The sequence below is a fragment of the Klebsiella sp. 141153 genome (assembly GCF_032601995.1).
In the GTDB taxonomy this organism is placed as follows: domain Bacteria; phylum Pseudomonadota; class Gammaproteobacteria; order Enterobacterales; family Enterobacteriaceae; genus Klebsiella; species Klebsiella aerogenes.
The window spans coordinates 1-19750 of record NZ_JAQIRJ010000013.1 but is presented as its reverse complement, the minus strand read 5'-3'; the positions used below and the strand labels follow the sequence as shown (position 1 = coordinate 19750).

18 protein-coding genes and 1 rRNA gene are annotated in these 19750 nt (G+C 56.4%); 15 read left to right on the top strand and 4 right to left on the bottom strand.

Features of this window, described 5'->3' with window-relative positions:
• Position 1: 1 nt before the first annotated feature.
• From PGS10_RS21265 to trpS, 12 genes are all read left to right on the top strand, one after another.
• Positions 2–259 carry a EutN/CcmL family microcompartment protein gene (locus PGS10_RS21265; RefSeq protein ID WP_015368471.1) on the top strand — a complete coding sequence of 86 codons (258 nt, stop codon included), beginning with the start codon at positions 2–4 and terminating at the stop codon, positions 257–259.
• Positions 260–276: 17 nt separating this feature from the next.
• On the top strand, positions 277–1458 hold the full coding sequence (locus PGS10_RS21260; RefSeq protein WP_047043818.1) for a 1-propanol dehydrogenase PduQ: 1182 nt from the start codon (positions 277–279) through the stop codon (positions 1456–1458).
• Positions 1459–1591: 133 nt separating this feature from the next.
• Positions 1592–4978, top strand: a complete 3387-nt coding sequence (cutC, locus tag PGS10_RS21255) for a choline trimethylamine-lyase (RefSeq protein ID WP_316423453.1) — start codon at positions 1592–1594, stop codon at positions 4976–4978.
• 85 nt (positions 4979–5063) lie between these two features.
• On the top strand, positions 5064–6011 hold the full coding sequence (gene cutD, locus PGS10_RS21250; protein ID WP_047043817.1) for a choline TMA-lyase-activating enzyme: 948 nt from the start codon (positions 5064–5066) through the stop codon (positions 6009–6011).
• Positions 6012–6023: 12 nt separating this feature from the next.
• Complete coding sequence (locus PGS10_RS21245) at positions 6024–6422, top strand: BMC domain-containing protein (RefSeq protein ID WP_045395442.1); 399 nt, start codon at positions 6024–6026, stop codon at positions 6420–6422.
• A complete protein-coding gene (locus tag PGS10_RS21240; RefSeq protein ID WP_047043816.1) occupies positions 6419–7039 on the top strand; it encodes a phosphate propanoyltransferase in 621 nt (206 codons plus the stop codon). The genes PGS10_RS21245 and PGS10_RS21240 overlap by 4 nt, the downstream gene beginning before the upstream one ends.
• A gap of 12 nt (positions 7040–7051) precedes the next feature.
• Positions 7052–7720, top strand: a complete 669-nt coding sequence (locus tag PGS10_RS21235; RefSeq protein ID WP_047043814.1) for a hypothetical protein — start codon at positions 7052–7054, stop codon at positions 7718–7720.
• A 31-nt stretch (positions 7721–7751) separates the two neighbouring features.
• Positions 7752–8165 (top strand): DMT family transporter, encoded by a 414-nt coding sequence (locus PGS10_RS21230; RefSeq protein ID WP_047043812.1) that lies wholly within the window; start codon positions 7752–7754, stop codon positions 8163–8165.
• Between the two features lie 17 nt (positions 8166–8182).
• Positions 8183–8512, top strand: a complete 330-nt coding sequence (locus PGS10_RS21225) for a DMT family transporter (RefSeq protein ID WP_004204123.1) — start codon at positions 8183–8185, stop codon at positions 8510–8512.
• 266 nt (positions 8513–8778) lie between these two features.
• Positions 8779–9744, top strand: a complete 966-nt coding sequence (locus PGS10_RS21220; protein WP_047043810.1) for a hypothetical protein — start codon at positions 8779–8781, stop codon at positions 9742–9744.
• A gap of 7 nt (positions 9745–9751) precedes the next feature.
• Positions 9752–10342 carry a hypothetical protein gene (locus tag PGS10_RS21215; RefSeq protein ID WP_047043809.1) on the top strand — a complete coding sequence of 197 codons (591 nt, stop codon included), beginning with the start codon at positions 9752–9754 and terminating at the stop codon, positions 10340–10342.
• Between the two features lie 275 nt (positions 10343–10617).
• Positions 10618–11625 (top strand): tryptophan--tRNA ligase, encoded by a 1008-nt coding sequence (gene trpS / locus PGS10_RS21210; protein ID WP_063416127.1) that lies wholly within the window; start codon positions 10618–10620, stop codon positions 11623–11625.
• 47 nt (positions 11626–11672) lie between these two features.
• Here the strand turns inward: trpS and PGS10_RS21205 are convergent, their stop codons facing one another.
• Positions 11673–13067 carry a diguanylate cyclase gene (locus PGS10_RS21205; RefSeq protein ID WP_063416129.1) on the bottom strand — a complete coding sequence of 465 codons (1395 nt, stop codon included), beginning with the start codon at positions 13065–13067 and terminating at the stop codon, positions 11673–11675.
• Positions 13068–13439: 372 nt separating this feature from the next.
• On the opposite strand from PGS10_RS21205, the gene PGS10_RS21200 reads away from it, so the two are divergent.
• Genes PGS10_RS21200 through PGS10_RS21190 form a run of 3 tightly spaced genes read left to right on the top strand, consistent with a single transcriptional unit; the run spans position 13440 to position 18384 of the window.
• On the top strand, positions 13440–14504 hold the full coding sequence (locus PGS10_RS21200; RefSeq protein ID WP_045395428.1) for an HlyD family secretion protein: 1065 nt from the start codon (positions 13440–13442) through the stop codon (positions 14502–14504).
• Positions 14501–17260 (top strand): ribosome-associated ATPase/putative transporter RbbA, encoded by a 2760-nt coding sequence (rbbA, locus tag PGS10_RS21195; RefSeq protein ID WP_316423451.1) that lies wholly within the window; start codon positions 14501–14503, stop codon positions 17258–17260. The genes PGS10_RS21200 and rbbA overlap by 4 nt, the downstream gene beginning before the upstream one ends.
• Positions 17260–18384, top strand: a complete 1125-nt coding sequence (locus PGS10_RS21190; protein ID WP_047078045.1) for an ABC transporter permease — start codon at positions 17260–17262, stop codon at positions 18382–18384. Before rbbA ends, PGS10_RS21190 begins: the two co-directional genes overlap by 1 nt.
• 27 nt (positions 18385–18411) lie before the next feature.
• On the opposite strand, the gene PGS10_RS21185 is transcribed toward PGS10_RS21190, so the two are convergent.
• From PGS10_RS21185 to rrf, 3 genes are all read right to left on the bottom strand, one after another.
• Positions 18412–18729: a hypothetical protein gene (locus PGS10_RS21185; RefSeq protein ID WP_020079735.1), complete on the bottom strand. Its 318-nt coding sequence runs from the start codon at positions 18727–18729 to the stop codon at positions 18412–18414.
• 324 nt (positions 18730–19053) lie between these two features.
• On the bottom strand, positions 19054–19329 hold the full coding sequence (locus PGS10_RS21180; protein ID WP_020079736.1) for a DUF2574 family protein: 276 nt from the start codon (positions 19327–19329) through the stop codon (positions 19054–19056).
• A gap of 334 nt (positions 19330–19663) precedes the next feature.
• Positions 19664–19750, bottom strand: a 5S ribosomal RNA gene (rrf, locus tag PGS10_RS21175); the annotation flags it as partial.

Here is a 19750-nt window from a genome sequence, read left to right as displayed (position 1 = left end):
GATGATTCTCGCAAAGGTAACCGGCCATGTCGTCGCCACGCAGAAATGCGATGAGCTACGCGGCAGCAACCTGCTGTTGATCACCCGCTTAGATGACAAACAGCAGCCGATGAAAGACCAGACCTGGGTCGCCGTCGATAACGTCGGCGCCGGCATGCACGACATCGTGCTGGCGGAAGAGTACTTCGCGCTCAATAAAGACCGCTACAAAGCGATGTCGGTGGTCGCCATTGTCGAGAACGTGTTTCGGGACGCCTAACAGGAGTGAATAGCCCAATGAGTGAATTTTTACTGAAACCGCGGATTTGCTTCGGTCAGGACGCCCTCTCGGTGCTGAACGAACTTTCCGCCCGCAGCGTGCTGCTGGTGACCGATAAAGCGATGGTGAAGTTTGGCCTCGCCGAGCGCGTCACCGCCCTGTTGCGCCAGCGCGGGATCGCCTGGCAGATGTGGGACGACGTAGTGGCGGATCCGGATATCGCCACCGTGGTGCGCGGCATGAAGCTGATGGATAACCACTATCCGGATCTGGTTATCGCGCTCGGCGGCGGTTCGGTAATCGATGCCGCCAAAGCGGTTATTTTCTCCCTGGCGCAGACCCGTCCGCAGGGCAACCGTCCCCGCCCGTGCTTCGTCGCCATCCCCACCACCAGCGGCACCGGCTCGGAAGTCACCGCCTTTTCGGTGGTGAAAGCCAATGCGGAGAAGCTGGTGCTGGTGGATGCGTCGCTGCTACCGGATATCGCCATTCTTGACCCGGCGCTGGTGGCTTCGGTGCCGCCGGCAATTACCGCCGACACCGGCATGGACGTACTGTGTCACGCTCTGGAAGCCTACGTCTCTCGCGCCGCCAGCGACTTTTCCGACGCGCTGGCGGAGAAAGTGGTGCAGCAGGTATTCCGCTATCTGCCGACCTGCTGGCGCAGCGGCGACAACCTGCAAGCGCGCGAAAAGATGCATAACGCCTCCTGCATGGCGGGGATGGCCTTCACCAACGCGTCGCTTGGGATAACCCACAGCCTGGCCCACGCCCTCGGCGGCGTCTTCCGCGTACCCCATGGCCGCGCCAACGCCCTGCTGATGGCGCAAGTCGTCGCCTGGAACGCCGATTTCGACGGTCAGTGCGACACCCTTGCAGCAACGAAATATGCCCGTCTGGCGCATCTGCTGGATCTGCCAGCCGCCTCGCCGCGCCAGGGCGTCGCCAGCCTGCTAGTCGCCATTCAGGCTTTAAAAGAAGAGATGAATATGCCCTCCGGCATTAGCGACACCGGCATTGAGGCGGCTGAATTCGAACGCCGTTTGCCGGAGATGGTCGGCCAGGCGCTGCGCGACAGCTGTACCCCAACTAACCCACGCGCGCCGGACGCTAACGCGTTAACCGAGCTTTATCGCCGGGCCTGGTCCGGTTGCCTGGAATCGCCCGACGGCGCTCCGCTTGCACGGGCCTACGGGTAACAAATAACCGGGTGATCGCTGAGTTATTTGTAGGCCGGGTAAGGCGTCAGCCGCCACCCGGCAGGAATACGGACACTGTATCCACAACCGGGTTGTCATCAGCCGCGGAAAAAGAACATCTGGAGAATACTACATGGCACACTACAGCTTAACGCCGCGCGTCAAAGTGCTGGCAGACCGTTTACGCTCACAGGCAAGCACCCTGTGCACCGAGCACGCCGCGATCCTCAGCGCGCTGGATAGCGATATCGCGGGCATTCCCGCCGCCGTCAAACCGGCTCGCCGTTTCTATGAACTGATGCGCCAGCTGCCGCTGACCATCAGCGCCGACGAACTGATCGTCGGTAACCAGACCCGTAAACCGCACGGGGCGATTTTCCATGATGAAAGCGCCGCGCATCGGCCATCCGTATTCCAGTTCCTCAACCTCAACAGCGATCTCGATTCACCGGACTACAACCTGGTCGTCGAAAAAGGCGTGCTGGCGATTAAGCACCAGTTGGAAGAGAAAACCCGCGCCCTCGGTAGCGCCGTTAGCCGCAGCGGTATGGATGAAGTCAACGGCTGCCGCGCCGCCATCTACGCCTGTGACGCCCTGTTAGCGCTGGCGCAAAATCTGGCCAACAGCGCCGAGCAGCTGGCGGCCGCAGAAACCAATGCTTATCGCAAAGCCGAGCTGCTCGATAGCGCGGCCATTCTGCACCACGTTCCGGCCCATCCGGCGCGTAATTTCAAAGAAGCCTGCCAGGCGTTCTATCTGTTCCAGCTGGCGCTACAGCTGGATAACGGCAGCTATGCGGTTAACCCGCAAGGGGCGGATAAAGCGCTACTGCCTTACTTCCAACGCGATATCAACAGCGGCGCGTTGAATACCCAGCAGGCCTATGAAATCGTGGAGTGCCTGTGGTTCAAGCTGGCTGAACTGAGCGAAGTCCGCGCCGCCTGCGCCATTGACGGCTATCCGATGCTCGACGCCATGCTGCACGGCGCCTCTTTTGATAACGCCGAAGTGAACGAACTCTCGGCGATGTTTATCAGCGCCCAGCGCAACCTCAGCGCGCTGAATCTGCCGGTGCGTCTGTTTAGCGGCGCGCAACAGGTCAGCCACGCGCCGTTCGCCGCCTGTGCCGACACGCCGGCGATGGAAGGCTTAACTCCGCGTATGCAGCGCCTGCGTAACCACTACCTGACGGTACGCCCGAGCGTCTCTATCTACCGCGCGCTGGCCTTTACCGAAGTGGTCAAAGCCAACCCGGGCATGCCGACCATTCTGCTGCGCGCCAAAGCTTTCCGCCACGCCTGCGAAACCGCGCCGATTCTGATTCAGGACGATGAGCTGATCGTCGGCCATCCGTGCGGCAAGCCGCGCGCGGGCGCCTTCTCGCCGGATATCGCCTGGCGCTGGGTGCGCGATGAGCTCGACACCATGAGCACCCGCCCGCAGGATCCGTTTGAAATCAGCGAAGCGGATAAAAAAACCATTCGCGAAGAGATTGTCCCGTTCTGGGAAGGCCGTTCGCTGGATGAGATTTGCGAAGCGCAATACCGTGAGGCCGGCGTCTGGGCCTTCAGCGGCGAGACCTTCGTCAGCGACCTCTCCTATCACCAGATTAACGGCGGCGGCGATACCTGTCCGGGCTACGACGTGCTGCTGTTCACCAAAGGGATGAACGGCATTAAAGCCGATGCCGAGGCGCATCTGGCCAACCTGAGCATGGAGAACCCGGAAGATATCGACCGTATCTACTACTACAAAGCGGCGATTGAAACCTGTGAAGGGGTGGTCAACTACGCCCGCCGCATTGCCGCCCACGCCCGCGAACTGGCGGCTAAAGAGCAAAACGCCCAGCGCCGCGCCGAACTGCTGACCATCGCCGACGTCAACGAAAACGTGCCGGCCAATCCGCCGAAGACCCTGCAGGAAGCGCTGCAGAGTATCTGGACCGTCGAGTCACTGTTTGAAATCGAAGAGAACCAGACCGGGCTGTCGCTGGGGCGCGTCGACCAGTACTGCTACCCGATGTTCGAAGCCGATATACGCGAAGGCCGCCTGACCCACGACAGCGCGCTGGAGCTGCTGCAGGCGTTCATCATCAAATGTGCCGAACTGATGTGGATGTCGAGCGAGCTGGGAGCGAAATATTTCGCAGGTTATCAGCCGTTTATCAACCTCACCGTTGGCGGCCAGAAACGTAGCGGCGGCGATGCCTGTAACGATCTGACCTACCTGATTATGGACGCGGTGCGCTTTGTGAAGGTTTATCAGCCGTCGCTGGCCTGCCGTATCCACAACCAGTCGCCGCAGAAATACATGGAAAAAATCGTCGACGTGGTGAAAGCAGGAATGGGCTTCCCGGCCTGCCACTTTGATGACTCCCACATCAAGATGATGCTGCGCAAAGGCTTCGATTTTGAAGACGCCCGCGACTACTGCCTGATGGGCTGCGTTGAGCCGCAAAAATCCGGGCGCATCTACCAGTGGACCTCCACCGGCTACACCCAGTGGCCTATCGCTATCGAATTCGTGCTCAACCGCGGGCGGATGGTGCTGTTCGATAGCTATCAAGGGCTGGATACCGGCGACCTGCGCGACCTGCGCACCTTCGAAGATTTCGACGCGGCGGTGAAACAGCAGATCGCCCACATCGTGCGCCTGTCGGCCATCGGCACCGTCATCAGCCAGCGCGTCCACCGCGATGTGGCGCCGAAGCCGCTGATGTCGCTGCTGGTCGAAGGCTGCATGGAGAGCGGCAAAGATGTCGCCGCAGGCGGCGCGATGGTCAACCACGGTCCGGGGCTGATTTTCTCCGGCCTGGCGACCTACGTCGACTCGATGGCGGCGATCCGCAAGCTGGTGTTCGAAGAGAAGAAATACACCCTTGAGCAGATCCGCGATGCGCTGCTGGCCAACTTTGAAGGTTACGAAGCGCTGCGCCGCGACTGCCTGAACGCGCCGAAATACGGTAACGACGATAACTACGTCGACCAGTACGCGCTGGATATTACCGAATGGACCGAGAAAGAGTGCCGTAAATACAAAATGCTCTACTCGACCCTGAGCCACGGCACCCTGTCTATCTCCAACAACACGCCAATCGGCGAGCTGACCAACGCCACGCCTAACGGCCGCCTGGCGTGGATGCCGCTCTCCGACGGCATCAGCCCGACTCAGGGCGCGGATAAACAAGGCCCGACGGCGATTATCAAGTCGGTCAGCAAGATGAACGTGGAAACCATGAACATCGGCATGGTGCACAACTTCAAGTTCCTCAAAGGGCTGCTGGATACCCCGGAAGGTCGCCACGGCTTGATTACCTTGCTGCGTACCGCCTCGATTCTCGGCAACGGCCAGATGCAGTTCAGCTACGTCGATAACGAAGTACTGAAGAAGGCGCAGCAGGAGCCGGAGAAATACCGCGACCTGATCGTTCGCGTCGCCGGCTACAGCGCCTACTTCGTTGAGCTGTGTAAAGAGGTCCAGGACGAGATCATCAGCCGTACGGTGATTGAGAAGTTCTAGTTCTCTTAAAGAGAATTAAATGAGCTGTATTTGAGAAATAACCGGAAGTTCTCCGTCCCGTAACGGGACGGAGCGGGAGGCAAGCGTGATCGCAAAACAAGAATTAACGGGCCGAATTTTCAATATCCAGAAATATTCGATCTATGACGGCGATGGCATTCGCACGCTGGTGTTTTTTAAGGGCTGCAACATTCGCTGCCCGTGGTGCGCTAACCCGGAAGGGCTGAGCAGCCAGTTCCAGGTGATGTTCTCGCACGACAAATGCATTAACTGCGGCGACTGCGTCAGCGTCTGTCCGGCGGGTATTCATTATCGGGCGGAAGAAAACGGCGAAATGAAGCACTTCGTCGACCGCAACAAAGACTGCATTGGCTGTCGCAAATGCGAAGAGATTTGCACCCAGAACGCGCTGGATATTATGGGCAAGGACGTCACCGTCAGCGAGCTGATGGAGATCATCATGCAGGACTACGACTTCTACATCTCCTCCGGCGGCGGCGTGACCATCGGCGGCGGCGAGATGAGTCTGCAGACCGATTTTGCCGTCGCCTTATTTAGCGAATGCAAAAAGATGATGATTAACACCGCCGTCGAAACCCAGGGCACCACTCCGCTTGCCAACTACCAGAAGCTGGCGCCGGTCACCGACACCTTCTTGTTCGACATAAAGCAGATTAACAGCGAACACCACAAGGCGTTGCTCGGCATCGGCAACGAAGGGATTCGCCGCAATCTCGAATGGCTGGTGGATTCCGGCGCCAATGTGATTGTGCGCATGCCGCTCATTCGCGGCTACAACGACTCATTCGACGCCATTACCGGCGCCATTGATTACGTACAGAAGCTGGCGAAGCGCGGGAATATCCGCCGCATCGACATGCTGCCGTACCACCAGTTGGGGCGCAAAAAATACGAACGCCTGGATATGCCCTACCCGATTACCCAGGACCCGTCTTATTCACCGGACGAACTTGACCGGCTGGAAACCTTCTTCCAGCAATTTGATTTTGATATTCGCTTAGTCCGCCATTAACAGGAGCCGACCATGAAAAGTTTAGGCGTAATTGAAACGCGAGGATGGGTCGCCGCCATTCAGGCCGTCGACGCCGCCTGTAAAGCCGCGGGAGTGACCTGCATTGGCTATCGCAAACCAGGCTCCGGGCTGGTGAGCGTCTGCTTTGAAGGGGAAATCAGCGCCATCCACACCGCTATCGAGCGCGGCGTGGCGGTGGCTGGCGCCGAGCACACCGTGAAGTCGCTGGTCATTGCCCGCCCGGAGCGCTGCGTGGTTGAAGCGTTAAGCAACCTCAAAGGCAACCCGCCGCCTGCGAAAAAAGCGGCCGAGCCTGTGGTTATCGCCGCCCCGGAACCCATCGTTCCGCCTGCCGCCCCGAACGAAGCGGAAGATAAGCACCCGGCGCTGAAGAAAGGGAAGAAGTCATGATCGACACCTTGCTTCGCGAAAAAATCACCGTTCGCCTGAGCGCAACGGCGCCGGCGATCCCGGTGGGGATCTCCAACCGCCACGTCCATCTCGCGCAACAGGACGTCGAGGCGCTATTCGGCAAAGGCTACAGCCTGACGCCGTTCAAACCGCTGCGCCAGCCGGGGCAGTTCGCCGCCCAGGAGTGCGTGACCGTTGTCGGGCCGAAGGGCTCGCTGACCAACGTCCGCGTGCTGGGGCCAACCCGCCCGCTATCGCAGCTGGAAGTGTCGCGCGCCGACTGCTTCACGCTGGGCATTAAGGCGCCTGTTCGTGAGTCCGGCCAGCTGGAGAATGCCGGCAGCGCGCTGCTGATTGGCCCCGCAGGCCACGTTGAACTCCATTCGCAGGTGATCTGCGCCTGGCGCCATATTCATATGTCGCCGCAGGACGCGCGCCGACTCAACGTTAGCAATGGCCAGAAGGTCAGCGTGCGCAGCAACGGCGAGCGCCAGCTAACTTTCGATGAAGTGGTGGTGCGGGTGCGCGATGACTTCGCGCTGGAGTTTCACATTGACACCGAAGAAGCCAATGCCGCCGGGTTGAAAAACGGCGCGCAGGTGACGCTCATCGGCTAACGGAGGCTCGCCATGACCGACGAACAGATTGAAGGTTTAGTCGCGCGGATTTTACAGCGCCTGCAACCGCCGGTACTGGTGATGGTGACCGCCGCTGACGGCTACCGCGCGGCAATCCGCCAGCGCCTGGCAAGCTGCGGCTACCCGCTGCGCCTCGCGCTGGAGGATGGTCTCGCCGACGCCGCCGCGTGGCGAGAGGTGGGCGAGATTATCCCGTCATCGACCTGGCAGGATGCCCTGCCGTCAGCGCCGTGGCGGGCGGTACTGCTGCCGTTTCTCGATTACCCGCTGGCTTCAGACCTGCTGAACGGCACGCGCAGCAGCCCGCTCGCCCGCTGCGCGCACGAGGCGCTGCTGAAGGGTATTCCCGTGCTGGCGCTGCGCTATCACTGCGATCCGCTTAGCGAACTCAACCAGCTACGCGGCGCGCAGGCCGACAGCGCCTATACCGGGCATCTGCTGGCCACGCTGGCTCGTCTGGAAGCCTGCGGCGTCTTCCTCGGCACGATGAATGAGCTGCTGGCGACGCTGGACGCGCCCACCGCGCCTGCCGCCACCAGCAGCGAACCGCGCCGTTATCTCACCGTCACAGACGTGGTGAATAATCCGGCGCTGGCGGCGGCCCCGCACGCGCAGCTGACCGATGCGGCCATTGATTATTTAAAAAACAGAAAGATATGACCTTACCCAACTATGAACCTGGAGCTTAACGATGTCTTCGAAAACAAAATGCTGGTTATGGATGCTGCTGGTTATCCTCTCAGAAACCTCGGCAACCTCGACGTTAAAAATGTTCGGTAGCAGCGAAGGCAGCACAAAAATGCTGCTGCTCGGCCTGCTGATTGCGCTCTACTGCACCTGCTATTACTCGCTCTCAAGGGCGGTGAAAGATATCCCGGTCGGCCTGGCATACGCCACCTGGTCCGGCACCGGTATCCTGGTGGTCTCGACGCTGGGAATGGCATTCTACGGCCAGCACCCGGATACCGCCGCCATCATCGGCATGGCGGTGATCGCCAGCGGCATCGTTATCATGAACCTGTTCTCGAAAATGGGTTCCGAAGAGAGCGAAGAGGCAGCACCCGTCACGCCAGTCGCCTCCATGGATAAGAAAATCGCCAACTAACAGGAAAGGAATACCCTATGTTTAATCTCGGATTTTTATGGCTGGCGCTGTCTATCGGCTCCGAAATCACCGGCACCTCGATGATCAAAAAGACCAACGGCTTCAGCAAGCTGGCGCCTTCAGTGCTGGTGGTCTGCGCCTACGGCCTGTGCTACTTCGCCCTCACCCGCGCGATGAGCACCATTCCGGTGGGCGTAGCCTACTCGCTGTGGTGCGGCTTCGGTATCGTCGGCGTGACTATCTGCTCCATGATCCTCTATAAGCAGAAGCCGGACCTGGCGGCCATTATCGCCATGGCGCTGATTATCTCCGGCGGCGTGATCATGAACGTCTTCTCGACCATGTAACAACGGTTTGTTTATCTTGCCGGGCGGCGGCTACGCCTTGCCCGGCCTACCGTAAATTCACCATGCTGGCTGAAACCGCCAGTGTTGGTAACCTCAAAATCGCTGAGACGCTCTCGCAAGAAATCCGCACTATACCCACTCTTTTCTTACTTACGCTGGTAGGTTATTTTGTAGGTGTCATCCGGAATATTCCTAATTTATTACTATCTTAAGAGCATTACTCTTGATCCCTCATCTTAAGAGCATTAGGTGCATGGAGAAAAAGGATGACATTTCCAGGACAATTTTCAAAAGCTCTACCTGATTATGGCTTTGCCCGAAGTTTAGGCCTTGTCAGCGGCGCTGAAATTGATTTCATAGCTCTTGCTAACCAGTTGGATTGTTATAGAAACTTTAGCCAAGTTGGGATAATTTATTCAGATGGTTCTCGTCAGTGGTTAGTAAGGCCATCAAGACGGATCGCAACGCCAAATGAAAGCTCGGTAAGCCACGTCGTTGTAACGAAAGTAACCACTTCAGCAAATAATCCAGCCCAGCTAACGACGAATGCAATTCAGTCATCTTCCTTAGTTACTGAAATCGGTTCAACAGCCATTTCCTGCGGAGCAGCAATTCTCACTATCATACTTTCTGTTGGTGCAAGCATGGCGATTCCTCTCACCGCAGGCACCTCAAGTGCAGTTGCTGCTGTAATTATCGCTGGTGGCGTAGCAACAGGAATCCAATGTGCAAATGGCCTCGGGCGCCTTTCATTAATTGCCATGAACCATGATGACTATGTAGCATGGCTTGACTCTCATGAGTGGTATACGGCAACCAATACAGCACTTGATATGATCTCACTTGCCGGGGCTGGTGCTGGTTTAAAAAGCGCCATGCTAACATATCGATTACTTAATCGGTCTACGTCGGAAAGTTTACTTTCTTTATTAAAAAAAATGAACCGAGCCGACCGAACACGATTGACGGAGGAAATTATTCGAATTAGAAACCCCGGAATCTCTAATTCTGGTATCAAAGTGGCAATGAAAGCTGGCATCTATCCCAAGCGTTATCCTTCGGAAGCCTTACAGATGCTCTTGCAACGAGAATTAATGAATGCCATTGCCAACTCCTCGGCATTTTTTGGTAGCGCGATCTCGGGCACCATCAGGAACCCTCAGAATATGACACAATCTGGGAAGTATATTTTTGGCTTAATTCAGTCGTTTTCATTCACTGGACCACATTGATCCGACAATGATGAAATATATTAAGAAGAGCCTCGTGTTGAGCGCTATCATCAAGAAAAAACTGGCAACCAGCGATCTGCAACACCTGGAACAACTAAAGGATCGGTTAAAAAGCCGATTCGGCGCGGCGCCTGGTATACACATGGCCGGTATTCCTATCGCGATCAGCATGATACTTGCTATCTTTTGCTACGCGATGCCCCAGGTTTATGTATGGATGCTACTCTTTCGCTGGTTAGGAATACCTGAATACAAAGTACTGATGGGCGTTTTTTTTGCAGCGATCGTATATTGCGTAGTTATCATGACTACAACGTTACTGACTGCTCGAGGCTCTTTAAACGGATATAAATTACATCTGATTATTATCACGATGACAGGAATAACTAGCATTATCTACTTTATCGGTTCCTGGTTTTCATTTTTATTCGGCACGGTAGACAATTATACGCCACAGATAACATCTGCTTTAGGTTTGATGTTTTTCTGCCTGAATATCATGTGGATGAATTCATCATCATTTTACCAGTCGATCGTCTTGACGTTACATAACCGCGTATGGCGTAAGCAATTGAAAATTGAAGAACAGCATATGTGATCCTCCCAGTCAGAGGTACCAAATTCAGCAAAACCTGCTTACGAGCAGGATTTCAGATTGCTGAGTAATACTTTGTACGCAACAGGTTTACCCCGCCGTGATTTCGTGGCAGGATAAAAAGATGAACAGAAACGTTATCGTTACCTACCCCCGTCGTTGGTGGCTGCCTGCATAACAGGCGGCACGATACACGTTTCCATTTTCAAAGCCGCCGGAAGGCGGCTTTGTTATTTTCAGGACGTCTTTCGGCTGAACAGTCTGATAAGGAGTCCCTGATGAACCATCCACAAACCATCCTCACCGGCGACCGCCCGACCGGCCAACTACATCTTGGCCACTACGTCGGCTCGCTGCGCCAGCGCGTCGCGCTGCAGCACGACCACCAGCAGTTTATCCTGATCGCCGACCTGCAAGGGCTCACCGATAACGGCAGCAACCCGCAAAAAATCAGCCACCATATCCTCGAAGTCATGGCCGATTATCTGGCCGTCGGCATCGACCCCAGGCTCACCACTATTTGCCTGCAGTCCGCTCTACCCGCGCTGGCGGAGCTCAGCGCGCTGTATATGAATATCGTCACCGTCGCCCGCGTGGAACGTAATCCGACGGTAAAAAATGAGATTGCCCAGAAGGGATTTGCCCGCTCGCTGCCGGTTGGCTTTCTCGCCTATCCGATTAGCCAGGCCGCCGATATCACCGCCTTCAAGGCCAAGCTGGTGCCGGTGGGCGACGATCAGCTACCGATGATTGAGCAGACCAACGAAATCGTCCACAAAATGAATAGCCTCACCGGCGAACCGGTACTGCGCCACTGCAAAGCGCTACTCAGCGAAGTGAGCCGCCTGCCGGGCGTCGACGGTAATGCCAAAATGTCGAAATCGCTGGGCAATACGCTGACGTTATCGGCCAGTGAAGAGGAGATTCACCGCGCGGTTAGCGCGATGTATACCGACCCGACACACCTGAGAGTCAGCGATCCGGGGCATGTCGACGGCAACGTGGTGTTCACCTATCTTGACGCTTTTCATAGCGATAAGGCGCTGGTTGCTGAGATGAAAGCCCACTATCAGCGCGGCGGGCTGGGCGATCGCCAGTGTAAGAATGAACTGGAAACCTGCTTGCAGGAGCTACTGGCGCCGATCCGCGAACGCCGGGCCACTTACAGTCAGGATAAAGGAATGCTGCTGGAATTGTTGCGCCAGGGCAGCGAACGCGCCCACCAGCTCACACAGCGGACGCTGCATGAAGTGAAGCGCGGGCTGGGGCTGCCGGTGCTGTTCTGAGCTTCAGAGCCCTACCCCGGTCGCGCTACGCTTGTCGGGGCTCGGTTTTATACCCTGCCTTTGTGCATCTTCACGCAGTTGCGCCCCTCGCGTTTGGCGGCGTACAGCGCATTATCGGCATCGCGCAACAGCAGGTTGTAATCGGGATGGCCGGAGTGCACGGCGTAGCCAATGCTGGCGGTGATCGGGATCTGCGTATCGCCGCCAACGTTAAACGCCAGTTGGCTAATTTTCTTCCGCAGGCGGTCGAGGATGGTAAACGCTTCTGACACGCCGGTCTCCACCAGCACCAGCAGAAACTCTTCCCCGCCGTAGCGGAAGATATAGTCGCTGGAACGGATATTGTCGCTGAGCAGTTCCGCGACATGTTTAATCGCCCGGTCGCCGACCATATGGCCCCAGTTATCGTTAATGCCTTTGAAATGATCGATGTCGACGATCGCCACCGTCATCGGCAACTCATGCTCCATCGCCAGCGTCACTTCATGCTTGAGCACCACCGGCAAATAGCGGCGGTTAAGCAGGCTGGTTAATGCATCTTTGCCGTTTTGCATCTGCGACAGGCTGCTAAAAATTACGCCCAGTTGGCAGCCGATTTGCTGGCAATGAATATGGATCCCCTGAATCAGGTTTTGTGTATTTTTATAATCCATGGCAGAGGCGGATGCCCGCCATCCTATTAATAAGTCGTCGACCTGAGAAATTAATGCGGCGATTTCGTCCATCTGGCTATTTTTGTTAAAATAGCGTACACATTTATGGCGGAACCAGAGACCAAATTCCGATTCAGATAATAACGTAGCGTTAGTATGCGCTTTATTTTCGCTAACAATATTAAAAATTGCCGTATTTTCCCAACCGGAAAGCGCCGCCTGCTGTTTGCCATATTCCATCGGGACATTGTCCATCAAACTATACAGGCGATAAGCCTCTTCGTTTTTGGTCGCCCGATAGTGCGATAAGGTATAGGCATGGCACATCATCTCAACGGCCATATTAATCGCCATAATAGCGTAATAGATGGCATCGACGGCAATCTGGCGGTCGTTAACGTGGCTGCGGATATACTCGATAAGCCCGGCCTTAATTTGCCGGGCGCCGCGCAGCACCGCCTCCGCCGGGATGCCGATCCGCGCATGGATGCTGCCAATCTGATATTGCCGTTCCGCCAGCGCCGGCAACTGTGCTTTGTCGCTGGTCAGGATCTCCTTCACCCATAGCGCCAGCGAGCGGCTCAGTCGTTCCTGAACTAAATCATAAGTCAGGTGGCGGGCAATATCAGGATCCTGAAAAATAAAATCATAAAACCGGGCCGCTAACGCTTCCGATTGCTCCTCTGCGATATTTTTAAGTACCTCCTTAACGGCTGGCGTCAGGCTGTCATACAGCGGTAGCCACTCCTTAAAAATAACAGAGATATATTTTTTGCTTTCATCGTTCATGAATAAAGCGCTCGCCGGGCGTTAGTCTATTTCGGGGTTGCCGATCATACATGAGTTGCCGCAGGTCAACCAGACGAAGAAAATCATAGGGATAGCGTAGTTCTCAGTCATTATAGCGAGGGGGTCGCAATTCCATAGTTTATATATGGACTTTGACGCTACCGATGTTAGTATCCAGATTATAAATATGCGTGTTTCATTTAAGGCCAGGATTGCTGATGATGACCACTCTAAAATCACATCTTCCCCACCGGTTGGCAACGTAACAGGATTTTGCGCCGGACGGCCTTATCTCCCTTTTGTTTTATCGTCCCGCCGGGCGAAATAGCGAAACGCGCACCACTCAGCAATATGGAACAGAGCGAGTCGCGTATGGACAAGAACAAACGACGTTGGACCGGGTATATCGTAGTTGCAGCGGTGGTCATCGCCGCCGCATGGTGGATGTTGCGCCCGGCTGGGCTACCGCCGGGCTTCGCCGCCAGTAATGGCCGCATCGAGGCGACGGAAGTCGATATCGCCACCAAAATTGCCGGGCGTATCGAGACGATTCTGGTCAAAGAGGGGCAGTTCGTCCATAAAGGCGATGTGCTGGCGCGGATGGATACGCGGGTACTTAACGAGCAGCGCCTCGAAGCCGCCGCGCAAATCAAAGAAGCGCAAAGCGCGGTTGCCGCCGCCAACGCGTTACTCGACCAGCGGCAGAGCGAAATGCGCGCCACCGAAGCGGTGGTGAAACAGCGCCAGGCGGAGCTAGACTCCACCGCTAAACGTCACGTCCGTTCCAGCACTCTTTCACAGCGCGGCGCCGTCTCCGCTCAGCAGCTGGATGACGATCGCGCGGCCGCTGAAAGCGCCCGCGCGGCGCTGGAATCGGCGAAAGCGCAGGTCTCCGCCGCCCGCGCCGCCATCGAGGCTGCCCGCACCAGCATCATCCAGGCTAAAACCCGCGTTGAAGCCGCCGAAGCCACCGAGCGGCGGATCCTCGCCGATATTGACGATAGCCAGCTGAAAGCGCCGCGCGACGGCCGCATCCAGTACCGCGTCGCCGAACCAGGCGAAGTGCTGGCCGCCGGGGGGCGGGTATTAAACATGGTCGACCTGGCAGACGTCTATATGACCTTCTTCCTGCCAACGGAACAGGCGGGTCTCCTGGCGCTCGGCAGTGAAGCGCGCTTGATCCTGGATGCCGCGCCAGATCTAGTGATCCCGGCAAATATCAGCTTTGTCGCCAGCGTCGCGCAATTCACCCCAAAAACGGTAGAAACCAGCGACGAGCGGCTCAAGCTGATGTTCCGCGTCAAGGCGCGCATTCCGCCAGAGCTGCTGGAGCAGCATCTGGAATATGTCAAAACCGGCCTGCCTGGGATGGCCTGGGTACGACTGGATAAGCAGAAAAGCTGGCCTGAAGCGCTGACGGTGAGGTTGCCGCAATGAAACTCAAGCCGCAGGATACTTCGCCTCCCGTCGCCCTGCTGGAAAACGTTGGCCAGCAGTTTGGCGCCACCATCGCGTTGCGCGATATCAACCTGGCGATCCCGGCGCGGCGTATGGTTGGCCTGATTGGCCCGGACGGGGTCGGCAAATCAAGCCTGCTCTCGCTTATCGCCGGGGCGCGGGCCATCGAGCAGGGTAACGTGATGGTGCTCGGCGGCGATATGCGCGACGTTCGTCACCGCCAGCAGGTATGCCCGAAAATCGCCTGGATGCCGCAGGGCCTGGGGAAAAACCTCTACCATACGTTATCGGTCTATGAAAACGTCGACTTCTTCGCCCGCCTGTTTGGTCATGATAAAGCCGAGCGTGAACTTCGTATTAACGAACTGCTGCAGAGCACCGGGCTGGCGCCGTTTCGCGATCGCCCTGCCGGTAAACTCTCCGGTGGAATGAAACAAAAGCTCGGGCTGTGCTGTGCTCTTATCCACGATCCGCAGCTACTCATCCTTGATGAACCGACTACCGGCGTCGACCCGCTCTCCCGCGCGCAGTTCTGGGATCTAATCGACAGCATTCGCCAGCGCCAGCCGGAAATGAGCGTACTGGTCGCTACCGCCTACATGGAAGAGGCCGAGCGCTTCGACTGGCTGGTGGCGATGAACGCCGGCGAGATACTGGCGACCGGTAGCGCGGCGGCGCTCAAAAAACAGACCGGCAGCCAGACCCTGGAACAGGCATTTATAGCCCTGCTGCCGGAAGCGCAGCGCCTGGCGCATAAAGACGTGGTCATTCCGCCGCGCGACTGTAGCGAGGAAGAGATCGCCATTGAAGCGCGCGGCCTGACTATGCGCTTCGGCAACTTTGTTGCCGTCGACCACGTTAACTTTCGTATCGCCCGTGGCGAAATTTTTGGCTTCCTCGGCTCTAACGGCTGCGGCAAATCCACCACCATGAAAATGCTCACCGGCCTGTTGCCCGCCAGCGAAGGCGAGGCCTGGCTGTTTGGCCAACCGGTCGACCCGAAAGATATCGCCACCCGCCAGCGAGTGGGTTATATGTCGCAGGCTTTCTCGCTCTATAGCGAACTGAGCGTACGGCAAAACCTGGAGCTACACGCCCGCTTGTTTCACATTCCGGATCATGAAATAGCCGGCCGGGTAGCTGAAATGAGCGAGCGTTTTATGTTGAGCGAGGTTGAAGACGCGCTTCCCGCCGACTTGCCGCTGGGGATCCGCCAGCGACTTTCATTAGCGGTCGCGGTAATTCATCGCCCGGAGATGCTGATCCTCGATGAACCCACCTCCGGCGTTGACCCGGTGGCGCGCGATATGTTCTGGCAACTGATGGTTGACCTGGCGCGGCAGGATCGCGTCACCATCTTCATCTCCACCCACTTTATGAATGAGGCGGAACGCTGCGATCGCATCTCGCTGATGCACGCCGGCAAGGTGCTGGCCAGCGATACGCCGCAGGCGCTGGTTGAGCAACGTGGCTCCGCCAGCCTCGAAGAGGCGTTTATCGCCTGGCTGCAGGAGGCGGCGGATGCCACACAGCCGACCGTTTCTGCCCCCACAGAATCTACCCAGTCTGCTGTCGCCGCACGCCAGCAGAACGCGTCCCCACGCCAGTCATTCAGCCTGCGCCGCCTGTTTAGCTATAGCCGCCGCGAAGCGCTGGAACTGCGCCGTGATCCGGTGCGATCGACGCTGGCGCTGCTGGGAACGGTGATCCTGATGTTTATCATGGGCTATGGGATCAGCATGGATGTCGAGGATCTGCGCTTTGCCGTCCTCGACCGCGATCAAACGATCAGCAGCCAGAACTGGTCGCAGAACATTGCTGGCTCACGCTACTTTATCGAGCAGGCGCCACTGCAGAGTTATGACGAATTGGATCGTCGAATGCGTAACGGCGAGCTGGCGGTGGCGATAGAAATTCCGCCGAACTTTGGCCGCGATATCGCTCGCGGTACGCCGGTGCAGATTGGCGTGTGGGTGGACGGCGCAATGCCAAATCGCGCCGAAACGGTGCGCGGGTACGTGCAGGCGATGCATCTGGCCTGGCTGCAGGAGATGGCCGGGCGGCAAAGTAGCCCGACTCGTGATACTTCGCTCATTTCTATCGAGACCCGCTATCGCTATAACCCGGACGTGAAGAGCCTGCCGGCCATCGTCCCGGCGGTGATCCCGCTGCTGCTGATGATGATCCCGGCAATGCTCAGCGCGCTGAGCGTGGTGCGGGAAAAAGAGCTCGGTTCGATCATCAACCTGTACGTGACGCCGACCACCCGCAGCGAATTCCTGCTCGGCAAACAGCTGCCTTACATCGTGCTGGGCATGTTTAACTTCTTTCTGCTGTGCGCGCTGTCGGTCTTCGTGTTTGGCGTCGCGCATAAGGGGAGTTTCCTGACCCTCACCCTGGCGGCGCTGCTGTATGTCACCATCGCCACCGGGCTGGGATTGCTGATCTCGACATTTATGAAGAGCCAAATCGCCGCCATTTTCGGTACCGCGATTATTACGCTGATTCCGGCCACCCAATTCTCCGGGATGATCGATCCGGTGGCATCTCTGGAGGGGCCAGGTCGCTGGATCGGACAAATCTACCCGACCAGCCATTTCCTGACCATCGCCCGCGGCACCTTCTCCAAGGCACTGAATATTAGCGATTTGTGGGTTTCGTTCATTCCACTATTGATTGCGGTGCCGCTGGTGCTCGGGCTGAGCGTGTTGCTGCTGAAGAAACAGGAGGGATGATGCGCGGATTACGCAATATTTATAACCTCGGCATCAAAGAGCTGCGCAGCCTGCTCGGCGATAAAGCGATGCTGGCGCTGATCGTGTTTGCTTTTACCGTGTCGGTTTACTCCTCGGCCACGGTAATGCCCGGCTCTCTACACCTGGCGCCTATCGCTATTGCCGATATGGATAAATCACAGCTCTCATCGCGGATCATTAACGGCTTTTATCGGCCATGGTTTTTAACGCCAGAGTTGATCAGCGCCGATGAAATGGATGCCGGGCTGGATGCCGGACGATACACATTCGCCATTAATATTCCGCCAAACTTCCAGCGCGATGTGCTAGCCGGTCGTCAGCCGGAGGTGCAGGTCAACGTCGACGCCACGCGAATGAGCCAGGCCTTTACCGGCAACGGCTATATCCAGAATATTATCAGCGGTGAAGTGAACAGCTTTGTTGCCCGCTATCGCGACAACAGTACGCTGCCAGTGGAGCTGGCGGTGAGGATGCGCTTTAACCCTAACCTTGAACAAGAGCGCTTCGGCGCGGTGATGGCGATTATCAACAACATCACCATGCTGGCCATTGTCCTCACCGGTTCGGCGCTTATCCGCGAGCGAGAGCACGGCACCATTGAGCACCTGCTGGTGATGCCGGTAACGCCGTTTGAGATAATGATGGCCAAGATATGGTCGATGGGTCTGGTGGTGCTGGTTGTCTCCGGGCTGTCGCTACTGCTTATGGTACAGGGAGTGTTGCAGGTGCCGATTGAAGGGTCGATCCCGCTGTTTATGCTGGGGGTAGCGCTCAGCCTGTTCGCCACCACCTCCATCGGCATTTTTATGGGCACGCTCGCCCGTTCTATGCCGCAACTGGGGCTACTGATGATCCTGGTGCTGCTGCCGCTGCAGATGCTCTCCGGCGGATCCACGCCACGGGAGAGTATGCCGCAGCTGGTTCAGGACATTATGTTGACCATGCCGACCACCCACTTCGTCAGCCTCGCGCAGGCGATACTGTACCGCGGCGCCAGCTTTGCCATCGTCTGGCCGCAGTTTTTAATTTTGTTCGCTATCGGCAGTGCTTTCTTTACCATTGCGCTGCTGCGTTTTCGCAAGACAATTGGTGAGATGGCATAAACCTGAACCGGGCGCTGCGCCGATGGCTTATTTTTGACGATTCATAAAGCGACGTAGACCCCAGGTGAAGGCCATCGCCATACTGAAAAGGATGAATAACAGCACAATCCAACTGATAGAAATGCGTAGCAACGTGCCAGGCGTCATAAATGGCTGAAGATAAACGGTGAAAGAGTGGGCAGGCGATTTTCCCAGCAGTTGATAGGCGCTATCGGTAAGCCACACGCCAACCCGGCAGAACAGCCAGATAATCGCCGGCCAGCAGAGCAGAACCAGAAAGGTAAAGCGCTCCTGAATGTAAGTAACGATCTGGCGCAGCGGCGGCCAGTTAAGCAGGATTTTCATTTATATTCTCATATTGCCAGCCGATGACCTGCAACATTCATCGCAAGGCATTCCGGGCAGCGTCCGTACAGGCAATCTACCCTATTTGTATATCAAATTTACCGTCACTTAAACCAGATCAAGTTAACAAAGTGTTAATGATGTATCGCATCAACCCCAAAAAGAGTAGATAACCCTGTCGTTCATGGAAATAAGCGGGGGGAGAAGTATTAAGCGGCGAGAATAAATTTTCAAGTCCACAACTGGCTGATTTTTATATCTGATAGCAGTGCGCCATTATTTCGCCGCTGGGCAATATAATGGCGCGGAAATATAAGTGAATGATTAATCGTAGCTGCTGATAATTATTTTCCTGTTCGCATCATTCGGTAAATTCACCGTTTGGGTAACCACCCCATGAGAAGGGACTGCCATATTTTGCGTGTTAATGAGGTAAGTATTTTGCCCACAACGCTGTTGAGCTTTTTCGTTAATGATATTGGTGCTGCAGGTAGGTGTCGCCACACGCCCGGAGATGGTTAATGTAGCGGTATCAGCAGCGAATGCAGGCAAGCTCAATCCATAAGCTAATGTCAGAATCCCAATTAGCGGTTTTTTCATTGAATTTATAACCAGTTAACAGGATGAGAAATAAGCGATTTGCTTTCTATTTTTCTCCCTCAGGAGAAGTGATGCGTTGATGTCATCACGCAGGAAAGATAATCCATATAATTAATAAGGACAATTATACTGAGAGCTATTAGTGTGATAGGTATTACTGATGTTAGCGGACCAGGCGGCTGGGCAGGGTGTTTCCCCGGAGGCGGTGTAGGCCGGGGAAGGAGCGGTAGCCCCGGTAAGCGCAGCGCCACCGGGGAAGACGGCGGCGCGTCTGGCCGCAAAACACAAAAACAAAAGGCCCAGTCTTCCGACTGAGCCTTTCGTTCTATTTGATGCCTGGCAGTTCCCTACTCTCACATGGGGAGACCCCACACTACCATCGGCGCTACGGCGTTTCACTTCTGAGTTCGGCATGGGGTCA